Raw genomic sequence first — 14,253 nt, 5'->3', positions numbered from 1 at the left:
CCGGCAGACACTATGGCATATTGTCATGACATACGGATGTCCGCTATGTTTCTCAACTGTGCCCCGTGCCGTATTCCGAAGGGCCCCGTGGGCACGCTCCCCGGAATCAGCCAGGACTTTTACGTCATATACATGTCATGACATATTGGCCCTGACTTCCTCCCTTATGGACGTGTCGGAGGGTTTGCAGAATGGTGCGGAACAGGTCGATGGGTGTGGTCGCGGTGCTCGCCGCGTCCGCGCTGGGACTGGCCGCGTGCGGCCAGTCGTCCGGTGATGGCGGCGAAGGCGGCGCCATCGAGTTGACGATCGCCCAGAACGCCATCGCCGGAGGCAAGAACGCGGCGGCGGCCGACCACATGGCCAACTGGGTGATCCCCAAGTTCGAGGAGGCCCAGAAGGCCAAGGGCAAGGACGTCACGGTCAAGTTCGTTCCCAGCGGCGTCGACGACGAGCAGTACAAGACCAAGCTCTCCCTCGACCTCAAGTCAGGCAAGGGCGCCGACGTGATCGACATCGACGGCATCTGGGCCGGGGAGTTCGCCGAGGCGGGCTACATCAAGCCGCTGGCGGAGGTCGCCGGGCCGGAGGCCGAGAGCTGGGAGGGCTGGCAGCAGATCCCGGAGGCCGTCCAGGGCCTGGCCACCTACAACGGCAAGAAGTACGCCCTGCCCGTCGGCACCGACGGCCGCGTGCTCTACTTCAACAAGACGCTCTTCCAGAAGGCCGGGCTGCCCGCCGACTGGCAGCCGGTGAGCTGGCAGGAGGTCCTCGACGCGGCCGGGAAGCTCAAGTCGTCCGGCGTCCCGGTGCCGATCCAGATCAACGCCGGCACCGCCATGGGCGAGGCCACCACGATGCAGGGCGTGCTCCCGCTGCTGGCGGGCGCCGGCGGTGAGGTGCAGGTGGACGGCAAGTGGACCGGCGCGGCGCAGCCGCTGAAGGACGTGCTCGGCCTCTACCAGAAGGTCTACGGCGGCAGCGGCCTCGGTGACCCGAAGCTCCAGCAGGAGGCCAAGGGCCGCGACAAGTCGTTCCAGCAGTTCGCCGAGGGCAAGGTCGGCATCCTCCTGGAGGGCGACTACTTCTGGCGCGGCGTGGTCAACCCCAAGACCGGCGTCGCCCCGATGGCCGACCGCGACGAGGTCGTCGGCTACGCCAAGATCCCCGCGATCGAGCCCGGCAAGGGCATCCGCGGCCAGGACTTCGTGAGCATGTCCGGCGGCGCGCTGCGGACGCTCAACCCGAACAGCAAGCACCCGAAGGAAGCCTTCGAGCTGCTGGCCTTCACGCTGTCGGCGGACGCGCTGAAGGAAGAGACCAAGGACGGCAACGTGCGCATCACCCCGCGCACCGACGTCAACAAGGAGATCCTGGCCGGCGAGCCGCTGCTGACCTACATCTCCGACGAGGTGCTCCCGCTGACGGCCTACCGGCCGCCGGTGGCCGTCTACCCGCAGGTGTCGGTCGCGCTCCAGGAGGCCACGGCCGCGGTCGCCGGCGGCACGGCCGCCGACCAGGCGGCCGCCGACTATCAGAAGAAGCTCGAAGGAATCGTCGGTGGCGCAGCAAACGTCGCCTCCTGACACGAAGGCCCTCGACGAGTCGCCCGCCCGCGGCTACAGCTCCGACGCCGCGGGCCTGGGCAGGCTGCGGGCGGGGGCCTTCGTGGCACCCGCCCTGGCGCTCATCGCGGTCTTCCTGGTCTTCCCGGCGCTCTGGGTCATCTACCTGGGGCTGATGAACTACCGGCTGACCGGGATCGCCGCGGCCGAGCCGCAGTTCGTCGGCCTGGACAACTACCTCAAGGCGCTGTCGGACCCGGGGTTCTGGAACTCCACCGTGCTGACCTTCCAGTTCGTGCTGGGGTCGGCCGTCATCGGGCAGGTGGTGCTCGGCTTCACCCTCGCCTGGCTGATGCGCAACCGCCGCGGCACGCTGAAGAGCGTCGTCGAGGGCGTGGTCATCCTGGCCTGGATCCTGCCGAGCGCGGTCGTGGCGTTCCTGTGGGTGGCGCTGCTCGACCGCGACAGCGGCACGCTCAACGCGCTGCTCGGCATCCCGGGCTTCGCCTGGCTGCTCGACTATCCGATGCTGTCGATCATCCTCTTCAACACCTGGCGCGGCACCGCGTTCTCGATGATGCTCTACGGCGCCGCGCTCGGGAACGTGCCGCCCTCCCACCTGGAGAGCGCCAGGCTGGCCGGGGCGTCCGGCTGGCAGCAGCTGCGTGACGTGGTCTTCCCGCACATCCGCGGGCACATCCTGACCAACCTGCTGCTGATCAGCCTGTGGACGTTCAACGACTTCGGGCCCTTCCTGCTCACCGCGGGCGGCCCGGAGAACAAGACGGAGATCCTGGCCGTGTACGTCTACAAGACCGCGCTCCAGGCCGGTGACCTGGGCTACGGCGCCGCGATCTCCACGATCATCCTGCTGATCAACCTGGTCGTGGCGATCTTCTACCTGCGGCTGCTCAGGAGGAAGGGATGACGCGGTTCGTCGCCGGCCGGATCGGCTTCTACACGCTGGTCGCGTTACTGCTGGCCTTCTTCACGATCCCCCTGCTGTGGCTCGCCTCGGCGCCGTTCACCTCGAACCCCACGTACGAGGTCCGGGTGCCGGACTTCACCTGGGAGAACTTCCAGATCATCCTGGATCACCCGTACGCGCTCGGCTCGCTGGTCAACTCGCTGATCCTGGCCATCGGCACGGCGGTCCTGGTGGTGGTGATGTCGGCGCTGGCCGCCTACGCGCTCAGCCGGGTGCGGCTGCCGGGCCGCGACGCGCTGCTCTACGCGCTGCTGCTGCTCTCGTCGATCATCACCGGCACGGCCGCGATGGTGCCGCTGTTCCAGCTCGCCATCGAGCTGGGCCTGATCGACTCGCACACGGGCCTGATCCTGATCATGACCGGGGGCCTGCTGCCCGCCGCGATCTTCATGATCAAGGACTTCATGGACACTACGCCGAAGTCGTACGAGGAGTCCGCGCGGGTCTTCGGCGCCTCGCCGCTGCAGATCGTCCGCCACGTGGTCGTCCCCGTCGTCCGGCCCGGCCTGGCCACGATCGCCGTGTGGACGATCGCGAACGTGTGGGGCAACTTCCTCATGCCGTACCTGCTGCTCAGCGACGTCGAGAAGCAGCCCGCCGCGGTGATCATGTACACCCTCTACACCGAGGGCGGCCAGGCCAACCTCAAGGTGCTGTCCACGTTCGGCCTGCTCTACTCGGTCCCCGTGGTGCTCATGTACCTGTTCGTCAGCAAGAAGTACGGCTTCCGCTTCCACGGAGGGATCAAGCGCTGAAATGGCCGCAATCGAACTTCGGGGCCTGACCAAGGTCTATCCCGGTGGAGTGAAGGCGCTCGACTCGCTGGACCTGACCATCCCCGACGGCGAGTTCTTCGCCCTGCTCGGCCCCTCGGGCTGCGGGAAGACGACGCTGCTGCGTACCATCGCCGGTCTGGAGACCGCGACCGGCGGCGCGGTCGTCATCGGCGGCCGCGACGTGACCAGGGTGCAGCCGGGCGGCCGCGACGTCGCCATGGTCTTCCAGGACTACGCGCTGTTCCCGCACATGGACGTCACCGACAACATCGCCTACCCGCTGCGGATCAAGAAGGTCGCCAAGGGCGAGCGCCGGGCCAAGGCGGAGGAGGTGGCCGCCCGGCTCGGCCTGGAGAAGCTGATGGACCGGCGGCCCGGCCAGCTCTCCGGCGGCCAGCAGCAGCGCGTCGCGCTGGCGCGGGTGATGGCCACGCAGGCGCAGGCGTTCCTGTTCGACGAGCCGCTGTCCAACCTGGACGCCAGGCTCCGCCTGGAGGCGCGCACGTTCCTCAAGAAGCTCCAGCGTGAGCTGGGCGTCACCACCGTGTTCGTCACCCACGACCAGGCCGAGGCGCTGGCCATGGCCGACCGGATGGCGATCATGGAGGCGGGGCTCATCCGCCAGATCGGCACTCCTTCCGAGGTGTTCCAGCGGCCCGCCAACACCTTCGTCGCCGGATTCATCGGCTCGACTCCGATGAACCTGCTGGACGCCGTCGCCCGGGGTGACACCCTTGAGGTGGCCGGGTGCAAGGTGCCCGTCCCCGCCTCGGCGGAAGGACTCGTGGTCGACGGGGAGAAGCTCGTGTACGGCGTGCGCCCTGAATACATGACCTACCAGGCCGGAACCGTCGAGGGCGGCCTGAGCGGCAGCGTGGTCATCCTGGAGAACCTCGGCGCGTCCCACCTGGTGACCCTGGACGTCGGCGGCGTCATGGTGCAGGGCGTGGTGGCCGAGGGGGAGGAGCCCGCGCTGGGCGAGCAGGGCGCCGTGGTGCCCAGGAGCGACCGCGCGCTGGTCTACCGCGACGGTGAGCTGGTGGCCGCATGACCGTCATAAGGGGCCGCTGGAGTCTGGACGACCGGCTGGAGCGCATCCTGCGCGAGGTGCCGTTCGAGGTGCCGCCGGGCACCGCCGCCGTCACCGTCCGGCTGTCGTACGACCGTTCCCAGGGCGTGCTCGACCTGGGCTGCGCCGGGCCGGGCGGCTTCCGCGGCTGGTCTGGCGGGGCCCGCGACGAGTACACGATCACGCCAGGCTGGGCCACGCCCGGCTACCTGCCCGGCGAGCCCGAGACCGGCGAATGGCAGGTGTGGCTGCGCCTGCACCGGATCCCGCCGCAGGGTCTCGACTACACGCTGGAGATCCGTACCGAGACCACGCCGCCGCCGCCGGAGGAGGAGGCCGAGCCGGCGCACGGCGAGCGGCCGCCGCGGCGCGACGTCCCCGACCTCGACGGCCTGCGCTGGTTCGCCGGCGACTTCCACGCCCACACCGTCCACAGCGACGGTCAGCTCACCATCGCCGAGCTGGCCGAGCTGGCCCACGGGCGCGGCCTGGACTTCCTGGCCGTCACCGACCACAACACGGTCAGCCACCACCCCGGGCTGGCCAAGACCGACCGGGGCATCGCGCTGCTGCCTGGCCAGGAGGTCACCACCGACCGCGGGCACGCCAACGTGTTCGGCGACGTCGGCTGGGTCGACTTCCGCGATCCGGCCGACTCCTGGGTGGCGCACGCCGAGCGCGCGGGCGGGCTCATCTCCATCAACCACCCGCTCGGCGGCGACTGCGCCTGGCTGCAGCCGCTCACCCGGCGGCCCAGGATCGCCGAGGTCTGGCACTCCGGCTGGTGGGACCGGCGCTGGGGCGCCCCCCTGGCCTGGGCCGACGCCTGGCATCCCGACCTGGTGGCGATCGGCGCCAGCGACTTCCACCGGCCCGGGGCAGACGGCCTGCCCGGCTCGCCCACCACCTGGGTGCTCGCCGAGGACACCGGCGCGGTGTTCGCCGCCGTCGCCGAGGGCCGCACCGCCATATCCGCCGGGCCCGACGCCCCCCTGCTGCTGCGCCTGGGCGACGAGCTGCTCGCCCTGGACGCCGACGGCCTCATCCTGGTACGCCCCGGCGGCGAGCGCCTGGTCATCCGCGGCGACAGGGTGCTGCTGCCTGCCGCGGAAGGACGGCACCGCCTGGAAACCTACGAGAACGAGGTGATGGCGCTATGCGCCTGATCAGTGTCGCCAACGCCCCCGTGAGCTTCGGCGTGTTCGAGCTGAGCGACGCGCCGCCGCCCCTGACCTCCGCCGAGATGGTCTCGGCCATCGCCGGCGCGGGCTACGAGGGCATCGACCTCGGCCCCATCGGCTATCTCGGCACCAAGGACGACCTGGCCGAGCGGCTGGGCGGGCTGCTGCTCGCCGGCGGCTGGGCCGACCTGCGCTACGGCGACGCCGGCGAGTTCGGCAAGGGGCTGGACGCCCTGGACGCCACCCTGGAGGTGTTCGCCGCCGCCCCGCCCGCCCCGGACCATCTCAGGCCCCGGCCGACGCTCGGCTGCTCCGGCTCACCCGCGCGCTTCGCCCGCCCCGGCGGGAACGCTCCAGGGCTGGAGCCGGGGGAGTGGGCCGGATACGCCTCGCGCGTCCAGGAGGCGGTCCGGCGCTGCCGCGACGCCGGCTTCGAGCCCGCCTTCCACCACCACCTCGGCACCTACGTCGAGACCCCCGAGGACGTGGAGCGGCTGCTGGAGCTGACCGACGTGCAGCTCTGCCTCGACACCGGCCACCTGCTGCTGGCCGGGGGAGACCCGGTGACCGCGCTGCGCGACTGGTCGGGCCGGATCGGCCACGTGCACGTCAAGGACGGTGACCGGGCGATCCTGGCCCGCGCCCTGGCCGACGGCGTGGACCTGCGCGAGCTGATGGGCCGGGGCGGCTTCGCCCCGCTCGGTGAGGGCGAGCTGGACCTGCCCGGCGTGGTGCGGGCGCTGGAGGAGACCGGTTACACCGGCTGGGTGATCATCGAGCAGGACACCCTGCCCGGCAGGCGGTCAGTTGCCCAGAACATCACCGATCAAGCCGCCAACCGCGAGAAGCTACGGGAACTCGGACTTTGACGTCACGCTGGAGGATCCAGTCTTGAAGATCGCCCTTGTCGGGTGCGGCGCCGTAACGCAGGCGGTGTACGCGCCGCTGCTGTCGCGCCGTCGCGACCTGTTCGAGGTGACGGCCGTCTGCGACCTGTCGCGGACGCTCGCCGACGCCGCCGGTGACCGGCTGGGCGCGCCCGGCCGGTACACCTCTCTGGACGCGATGCTGGAGGCGGGCGGCTTCGAGGCCGTGCTCGTGCTCGCCTCCGGCTCCCACGGCGACACCGTGCGGCGGGCGCTCGCGGCGGGTCACGCGGTGCTCTGCGAGAAGCCGCTGGCGCTGACCCGCGCCGAGGTGGCCGAGCTGCCGGAGGGCCGGCTCATGGTCGGCTACATGAAGCAGTACGACCCCGCCGTGCGCCGGGCCGGGAAGCTGCTGGCCGAGCTGGGCGGGCCGGACGCCATCAGGTCCGTCGAGGTGACCGTGCTGCACCCCAGCGGGGAGTCGCAGCTCGCCTTCGCCAACCTCACCCAGGCCCGCGACGTGCCCGCCGACCTGCTCGCCACGCTGCGCGCCCGCGAGGAGGCGCTCGTGTCGCGGGCGCTCGGCGAGGAGGCGCCCGCGCCGGTCCGCGACCTGTACGCGATCGCGCTCGGGTCCGTCTGCCACGACCTGTCGCTGCTGCGCGGCTTCACCGGCTCGCCCGCGGAGATCGGGCACGTCGAGACGTGGGGGGACGCGCCGGGGTCCGTGGAGATCTCCGGGCGGCTCCCGGCCGCCGGGCGGTTCTCCATCCGGTGGCACTACCTGGAGGACTATCCCGCGTACCGGGAGACCGTGGTCATCCACCACGACGCCGGCTCGCTGGAGCTGGTCTTCCCGTCGCCCTACCTGATGAACGCGCCCACCGTTCTCACCGTGGTGTCCGGCGGCGAGAGCCGCGCCGAGTGGCGCGAGGTGACCGAGGCGTTCGAGGTCCAGCTGGCCGCCTTCCACGCCTTCGTCACCGACGGCACGCCGCCGCTCACCGACCGGGCCGGCGCGCTGGAGGACATCGTCACCGCCCAGCGCATCGCGGCCCGCTACGCCGTACAGCATGACCTGCCGATCGGAGGGGAAGCAGCGTGACCGCAGAGTTCGCCGGGGAGATCGTCGTCGTCCCGCACACCCACTGGGACCGGGAGTGGTACGAGCCGTTCCAGCGTTTCCGGCTGCGGCTGGTCGCGCTGATGGACGAGGTGCTCGACACCATGGAGCGCGAGCCTGGCTACCACTTCACCCTCGACGGGCAGCTCGCCTGCGTGGACGACTACCTGGAGGTGCGGCCGGAGAACCGCGACCGGGTGGCCGCCCTGGTCGAGTCCGGCCGGCTCGCGGTCGGGCCGTGGCAGATCCTGCTCGACGAGTTCCTCTGCTCGGGCGAGAACATCGTGCGCAACCTGGAGCTGGGCATGGCCAGGGCCGACAAGCTCGGCGGCGCCATGCCGGTCGGCTACCTGCCCGACATGTTCGGCCACACCGCGCAGATGCCGCAGATCCTGAGGCGGGCCGGGCTTCCCTACGCCTGCGTGTACCGGGGCGTGCCGTCGTCGGTGACCACCGACGCGTTCGCCTGGGTCGCCCCCGACGGCACCGCGATCCGCACCCAGTACCTGCCCGCGGGCGGCTACGGCAACGGCGCCCACCTGTTCGAGGACCCCGATCGGCTCGTCGAGCGCGGCGCCGCCTTCGTCGGGACCATGCGCCGCTGGCACGGGCCCGACGGGCCGCTGCTGGCCATGTACGGCACCGACCATTCGGCCCCGGTGCGCGGCCTGCCCCAGATGGTGGCCGGGCTCGGCGCCCGCATGGACACCCTGTCCGGCTACGTCACCGCGCACCCGGCCGACGTGGAAGGGCTGCCCCGGGTGGTGGGTGAGCTGCGCTCGCACGCGCGGGCCAACATCCTGCCCGGCGTCATCTCCGTACGCGCGCACGTGAAGCAGGCCATGGGCCGCGCCGAGCGGATGGTCGAACGGTACGCCGAGCCGCTGGCCGCGCTCTGGGGCGCGGAGTGGCCCGGCCGGTTCCTCGACATGGCCTGGTGGCGGCTGGTCGACGCCAGCGGCCACGACTCGGTGACCGGCTGCGGCGTCGACGAGACCGCCCAGCAGGTGGCCGCCCGCATCGCCGAGGCCGAGCACCTCGGCCAGGCCGTGCGCGACATGGTCACCGCCCGGCTGTCCGCGTCCGTGCCGTCCGGCGGCATGCTCGTCGTCAACCCCACGCCCGCCGCCCGGCGCGGCGTGGTGCTGCTCGACCTGGCGGGCGAGGACCCGGTCGTCGACCCGGCCGGCGCCAGGGTGCCGATCCAGCCGCTGGAGTACGCGCCGACGCTGCTGCTCGACGAGGAGATGGACCCCGTCACGGCGCTCACCTTCGTCCACGGCACCGAGCTGTACGGGCAGCAGATCACCGGCTGGTCCGCCGAGGACGGCGTGCTGACGTTCACCGTCGCCCGCGAGTCGCGGCTGCCGTTCGACGTCGGCCAGGTGCGCGGCGCGCTCGCCGGGATCACCCGGGTACGCATCCTCGCCGAGCCGCGCCGCACCGTGGCCGCGCTCGTCGAGGCGCCGCCCCTGGGCCACACGAGCGTGCGGCCGCAGCGCGGCGGCGGCCACGCCAGCGACCTGCCCGCGTCGACCCTGCCGGTCGGGGCCGACGAGCGGGTGCTCGACAACGGGCTGCTCCGCGTCGAGGTGGACCGCGACGGCACCCTGACCCTGACCGGCGCCGGCGGCGTCACGCTCAGCGGCGCCGGGCGCATCGTCGACGGCGGCGACGTGGGCGACAGCTACAACTACGCGCCGCCGGCCGAGGACCGGTTCGTCTTCGAGCCGGAGTCGGTGCACGTGGAGATGGTGTGCGCCGGTCCGCTGGTGGCCGCGTACGACGTGTGGCGCACCTACCGGTGGCCCGCCGCCGGCGACGGGATCGAGGGCACGCCGGAGATCCCCGCGCGGTCCCGCACCGATGCGACCGAGGAGATCGCCGTCCGCACCCGCGTCGAGCTGCGCGCGGGCGAGCCGTTCGTCCGGCTCAGCGTCGACTTCGACAACCGGTGCGCCGACCACCGGGTGCGGCTGCACGTGCCGCTGCCCGAGCGGGCCGCCGAGTCGCACGCGGAAGGCCAGTTCGCGGTCGTCACCCGCGGCCTCAGAGCCGAGGCCGGCTGCGGCGAGGAGCCGCTGCCCACCTACCCGGCCTCCTCGTGGGTGGCCGCCGGGGGAGTGGCGGCGCTGCTGGAGCACGTCACCGAGTACGAACTGGTGGAGGACGGCGGGGAGCTGGCGCTCACGCTGCTGCGCTCCGTCGGCTACCTGTCACGCAACCGGCACGCGCTCCGGCCCGAGCCCGCGGGCCCCCAGCTGCCGACCCCGGCGGCGCAGTCGCGGGGGCTGCGGTCGGTGAGCCTCGCGCTCATGCCCTACAGCGGGACGTGGTCGGCGGTGCCCGGCGCGGCCGAGGTGTTCAGGCACGACCTGCTGACCGTGGCCGGATCGGGCGACCCGTCCCTGTCGCTGCCCGCCCCCGCCGCGGGGCTGTCGGTCACGGGCGACGGCGTGGTCATGACCTCGCTGCGGGCCCGTGAGGAGTGGAAGGAGCTCCGCATGGTGGCCCTGTCGGACGACCCCGCGGAGGCTCTGGTCACGGGTGACTTCACCCGCGCCCGCCGTGCCGACCTGCGCGGCCGTCCGGGTGACGAGCTGGAGGTCACGGACGGCACGCTCCGCCTTCCGCTGGGCGCCTGGGAGATCGCCACCGTGCAACTGTCCTAGGACCGGTCGTCCCGGTCGGTCAGGCCGAGCTGGCCGGCGGCCTGGAGGGCCAGCCAGACCTCGGTGAAGGCGGTCGTCGAGGTGAGGTCGCGCCCCGTCAGCGACGCGAAGCGGCGCAGCCGGTACGCCAGCGTGTTGGGGTGGATGTGCAGGAGCGCCGCCGTGTCCTCGGCCCGGCGGTCGTGCTCCATCCAGGTGCGGACCGTGGCCAGGAGCTGTGAGCCGTGCGCGGCGTCGTACGCGATCACCTCGCCCAGGACGTGGTCCACCAGGGCGGCCAGGGTGTCGGCGTCGTCCGGCAGCCAGCGCCCGGTCGGGTCCCTGCCGTAGACGACCAGCGGCTGCCCGGACTCGGCCGCCCGGGTGGCCGCCCACTCGGCCTCGCGCCGAGCCACCCTGGTGGAGGCGCCGGGCGGGAACGGCCGGCTCATGCCCGCCCTGACGGCCGGCAGGCCGGTGACCGGCCCGGCCAGTGAGGGCGGGCCGAGCACGTACAGGTCGTCGCCCCGCCGCAGCATGAGGTGCGGGTGGTCGGCCAGCGCCCGCCGCAGGCCGACGTCATCGGCGCCGCGCACCACGACGAGCACCGCGTCGGTGTCGGTGGGCAGCCCCAGCCGGGCCAGGCGGCGGCGAGCGGTGGCCGGGTCGAGCAGGTCCTGCAGCAGCTCCGACAGCGTCTCGGCGCCCTCGCGGCGCAGCGTCTCCCGCTCGTGCCTGGCCATGGCCACCTGGAGCGCGGCCACGGTGGCGATGTGCTGGACCACGGCCAGCCCGGCCGGCCGGGCGCCCTCGCGCTCGAACGCCACCAGGAACCCCGCGGGCCCGCCGGGAGCCGGCACCGGCAGCACGAAACCGCCGGGGACGGTCGGCGGCGCCTCCGGCTCCGAAGGCAGCACGTCCAGCGACGGCGGCACCGGCACGCCGGGCAGCAGCGGACGCCCCTGCGGCGTGCACAGGAACACCTGGTAGCCGGAGAGCCGCTCCAGCCGCTTGAACAGCGTCGCCGTGTCGAGATCCTCGGACGCCAGCCAGCGCAGCGCCCCGAACACCTGGAGCTGCGCGCCCAGCCGGTGGCGGGCGTCCTCCTGCACCGCCGCGGCCACCTCCTGGGCGACGGCGATGAACGGCACCGCCAGCGGCACCTCCAGCACCGGCATGCCGCGCCGCTCCGCAGCCTCGAAGAACGCCCGGTGCAGCGGCGGCACGTGCAGCTGCGCCGACAGGGCCAGCGCCGACACGCCCGCGTCGTCCAGCCGCTCCAGGTATGCCCGCTGATCGGCGGCGGAACGGGGCACGCCGATGCCGGTCGTCATGATCACCTCGGCGCCGAGCAGCCACGGCGTCGGGTCGGCCAACTCGCTCACGTGCGCCCACGACACCGACCGGCCGAGCCCCGCCTCGCCCGCGAGCAGCCGCAGCTGCAGGGCGGGGGAGCGCAACAGGTCGAGCACCGTCACCTTGTGGTCCGCCACAACACCTACTGTAGGACTTCGTGACGCGGCCAATTGCCGCAGGTCAGAAGCGTGACATTGACTGTGCCCATGAATAAAGGCCCCGTCGACTCAGCCAGGGTCCCGCGTTTCGCCGGGCCCGCCACCTTCGCCCGGCTGCCTCGCCTCGACGAGGTCGGACGCGCGGACGTGGCGGTCGTGGGCGTGCCGTTCGACAGCGGCGTCTCGTACCGGCCTGGAGCGAGGTTCGGCCCCGCCGCGGTCCGCGAGGCGTCGCGGCTGCTGCGGCCCTACCACCCCGCGCTGGACGTCTCCCCGTTCGAACGCGTCCAGGTGGTGGACGCGGGAGACATCGTCGCCAACCCGTACCACATCGAGGAGGCGATCGAGAGCGTCGAGGCGGGGGCCGCCGCGCTGGACGCCCGGCTGGTGACGATCGGCGGCGACCACACGATCGCGCTGCCGCTGCTCCGCGACGCCGCCCGGCGCCACGGGCCGGTCGCTCTGCTGCACTTCGACGCCCACCTGGACACCTGGGACACCTACTTCGGCGCCGAGTACACGCACGGCACCCCGTTCCGGCGGGCCGTCGAGGAGGGGCTGCTCGACACCGAGGCGCTCAGCCACGTCGGCATCCGCGGCCCCCTGTACGGCAAGAAGGACCTCGACGAGGACCGGCGCCTCGGCTTCGGCATCGTCACCGCGGCCGACGTGCTGCGGCGCGGCGTCGACGAGGTGGTCGACGCGCTGCGCCAGCGCATCGGCGACCGCCCCCTGTACGTGTCGGTCGACATCGACGTGCTCGACCCGGCACACGCCCCCGGCACCGGCACCCCGGAGGCGGGCGGGCTCACCAGCCGCGAACTGCTGGAGATCCTGCGCGGCCTGGCCGGAGGGAACCTCATCGGCGCCGACGTCGTCGAGGTGGCGCCGGCCTACGACCACGCCGAGATCACCTCGGTGGCCGCCTCCCACGTCGCCTACGACCTCGTCAGCCTGCTGGCCCTCCAGGAGTACAAGTGAGCACCCCCATCACCGAGATCGAGACCCGCGGTGTCGACCGCATCCCCGACGCCGAACGCACCGCCCGCCCGCTGGACCTGTTCAGGGTCTCCTTCGGCGGCGCGAACACGTTCGCCACCTGCGTGCTCGGCGCCTTCCCCATCCTGTTCGGCCTGTCGTTCTGGCAGGGGTTCGCCGCGACCGTGCTCGGCCTGCTCGTCGGCGCGCTCATCCTGGCGCCGCTGTCGCTGTTCGGGCCGCTCAACGGCACCAACAACGCCGTCTCCTCCTCCGCCCATCTGGGCGTGCACGGCCGGATCGTCGGCTCGTTCCTGTCACTGCTGACGGCGATCGCGTTCTTCTCGATCTCCGTGTGGTCCTCGGGCGACGCGCTCGTGGGCGGCGCGCACCGGCTCGTCGGCCTGCCGCAGAACGACTTCATGTACGGGATCGCGTACGCGATCTTCGCGGGCCTGGTGCTCGTGGTGTGCGTGTACGGGTTCCGGTTCATGCTGTTCGTCAACAAGATCGCGGTCGTGGCGGCGTCGGCGCTGTTCGTGCTCGGCGTGTTCGCGTTCGCCGGCGACTTCGACCCGTCGTACGCGGGCATGCTGGCCCCCGGGGACCCGCTGTTCTGGCCGTCGTTCATCGGCGCGGCGCTGATCGTGCTGTCGAACCCGGTCTCGTTCGGCGCCTTCCTCGGCGACTGGTCGCGCTACATCCCGGCGGACACGCCGCGGCGGCGGGTGATGGCGGCCGCCTTCCTGGCGCAGGCGTCCACCATCCTGCCGTTCTTCTTCGGCCTGGCCACCGCGTCGATCATCGCCGCCAAGGCCGCCGAGTACATGGACCCGGCCGCGCCCAACTACGTCGGCGGCCTGCTGGCCATCGCGCCGACGTGGTACTTCGTGCCCGTCTGCCTGATCGCGCTGATCGGCGGCATGTCCACCGGCACCACCTCGATGTACGGCACGGGGCTGGACTTCGCCAGCGTGTTCGCCCGCTTCTCCCGGGTGCGGGCGACGCTGTTCATCGGCTCGCTGTCGATCGTGTTCGTCTTCGTCGGCCGCTTCGCGGCCAACCTCACGCAGAGCATCTCCACGTTCGCCACGCTGATCATCACGTGCACGGCGCCGTGGATGGTGATCATGATGCTCGGGTACGTGACGCGCCGCGGCTGGTACGACCCCGAGGCGCTGCAGGTGTTCACCCGGCGGCAGCGGGGCGGGCGCTACTGGTTCAACCACGGCTGGAACTGGCGCGGCATCACCGCCTGGCTCGCCTCGGCGCTGCTGGCGCTGGCCTTCGTCAACCTGCCCGGCCAGTTCGTCGGGCCGCTCGGCGACCTGGCCGGCGGGGTGGACGTGTCGCTGCCGCTGGGCCTGGGCACGGCCGCGGTGCTCTACCTGGCGCTGCTGTGGGCCTTCCCCGAGCCGCGCGAGGTGTACGGCCCGCTCGGCCCGCGCTGGGTGCGGGCGGCCGACACGCCCGTGCCGCCGATCGTGCCCATCGCCGCCCCGGCGCCCGAGCCCCAGAGGCTCACCGGCGTGTGAGGATGGC

The 14,253-nt window shown here is 72.3% G+C and carries 11 protein-coding genes; 10 read left to right on the top strand and 1 reads right to left on the bottom strand.

Annotated features, from left to right (window positions below):
- The first annotated feature begins 191 nt into the window (after positions 1–191).
- Genes ABD999_RS06840 through ABD999_RS06805 form a run of 8 tightly spaced genes read left to right on the top strand, consistent with a single transcriptional unit; the run spans position 192 to position 10,240 of the window.
- Entirely contained in the window at positions 192–1,586 is a 1,395-nt protein-coding gene (locus ABD999_RS06840) for an extracellular solute-binding protein (RefSeq protein WP_271274965.1), read from the top strand.
- Complete coding sequence (locus ABD999_RS06835; RefSeq protein WP_148033750.1) at positions 1,561–2,493, top strand: carbohydrate ABC transporter permease; 933 nt, start codon at positions 1,561–1,563, stop codon at positions 2,491–2,493. The genes ABD999_RS06840 and ABD999_RS06835 overlap by 26 nt, the downstream gene beginning before the upstream one ends.
- Entirely contained in the window at positions 2,490–3,308 is an 819-nt protein-coding gene (locus tag ABD999_RS06830) for a carbohydrate ABC transporter permease (protein WP_148033749.1), read from the top strand. Before ABD999_RS06835 ends, ABD999_RS06830 begins: the two co-directional genes overlap by 4 nt.
- 1 nt (position 3,309) lies before the next feature.
- On the top strand, positions 3,310–4,380 hold the full coding sequence (locus ABD999_RS06825) for an ABC transporter ATP-binding protein (protein WP_271274966.1): 1,071 nt from the start codon (positions 3,310–3,312) through the stop codon (positions 4,378–4,380).
- A complete protein-coding gene (locus ABD999_RS06820; protein WP_271274967.1) occupies positions 4,377–5,564 on the top strand; it encodes a CehA/McbA family metallohydrolase in 1,188 nt (395 codons plus the stop codon). The genes ABD999_RS06825 and ABD999_RS06820 overlap by 4 nt, the downstream gene beginning before the upstream one ends.
- Complete coding sequence (locus ABD999_RS06815; protein ID WP_271274968.1) at positions 5,555–6,448, top strand: TIM barrel protein; 894 nt, start codon at positions 5,555–5,557, stop codon at positions 6,446–6,448. The genes ABD999_RS06820 and ABD999_RS06815 overlap by 10 nt, the downstream gene beginning before the upstream one ends.
- Positions 6,449–6,470: 22 nt before the next feature.
- Positions 6,471–7,550 (top strand): Gfo/Idh/MocA family protein, encoded by a 1,080-nt coding sequence (locus ABD999_RS06810; RefSeq protein ID WP_148033747.1) that lies wholly within the window; start codon positions 6,471–6,473, stop codon positions 7,548–7,550.
- Complete coding sequence (locus ABD999_RS06805) at positions 7,547–10,240, top strand: glycoside hydrolase family 38 N-terminal domain-containing protein (protein ID WP_271274969.1); 2,694 nt, start codon at positions 7,547–7,549, stop codon at positions 10,238–10,240. Before ABD999_RS06810 ends, ABD999_RS06805 begins: the two co-directional genes overlap by 4 nt.
- Here the strand turns inward: ABD999_RS06805 and ABD999_RS06800 are convergent.
- Positions 10,237–11,712 carry a PucR family transcriptional regulator gene (locus ABD999_RS06800; RefSeq protein ID WP_271274970.1) on the bottom strand — a complete coding sequence of 492 codons (1,476 nt, stop codon included), beginning with the start codon at positions 11,710–11,712 and terminating at the stop codon, positions 10,237–10,239. The two genes, ABD999_RS06805 and ABD999_RS06800, sit on opposite strands and share 4 nt — an antisense overlap.
- Before the next feature lie 69 nt (positions 11,713–11,781).
- On the opposite strand from ABD999_RS06800, the gene speB reads away from it, so the two are divergent.
- Both speB and ABD999_RS06790 read left to right on the top strand, forming a co-directional pair.
- The gene (gene speB, locus ABD999_RS06795; RefSeq protein ID WP_187281339.1) at positions 11,782–12,714 is read left to right on the top strand and encodes an agmatinase; all 933 of its coding nucleotides are present in this window, start codon (positions 11,782–11,784) and stop codon (positions 12,712–12,714) included.
- Positions 12,711–14,246 carry a purine-cytosine permease family protein gene (locus ABD999_RS06790; protein ID WP_271274971.1) on the top strand — a complete coding sequence of 512 codons (1,536 nt, stop codon included), beginning with the start codon at positions 12,711–12,713 and terminating at the stop codon, positions 14,244–14,246. The genes speB and ABD999_RS06790 overlap by 4 nt, the downstream gene beginning before the upstream one ends.
- Positions 14,247–14,253: the final 7 nt, after the last annotated feature.

The organism is Nonomuraea ferruginea (genome assembly GCF_039540635.1).
GTDB classification, from domain to species: Bacteria; Actinomycetota; Actinomycetes; order Streptosporangiales; family Streptosporangiaceae; genus Nonomuraea; species Nonomuraea ferruginea.
This window is presented reverse-complemented; position numbering and strand designations above follow the sequence as displayed.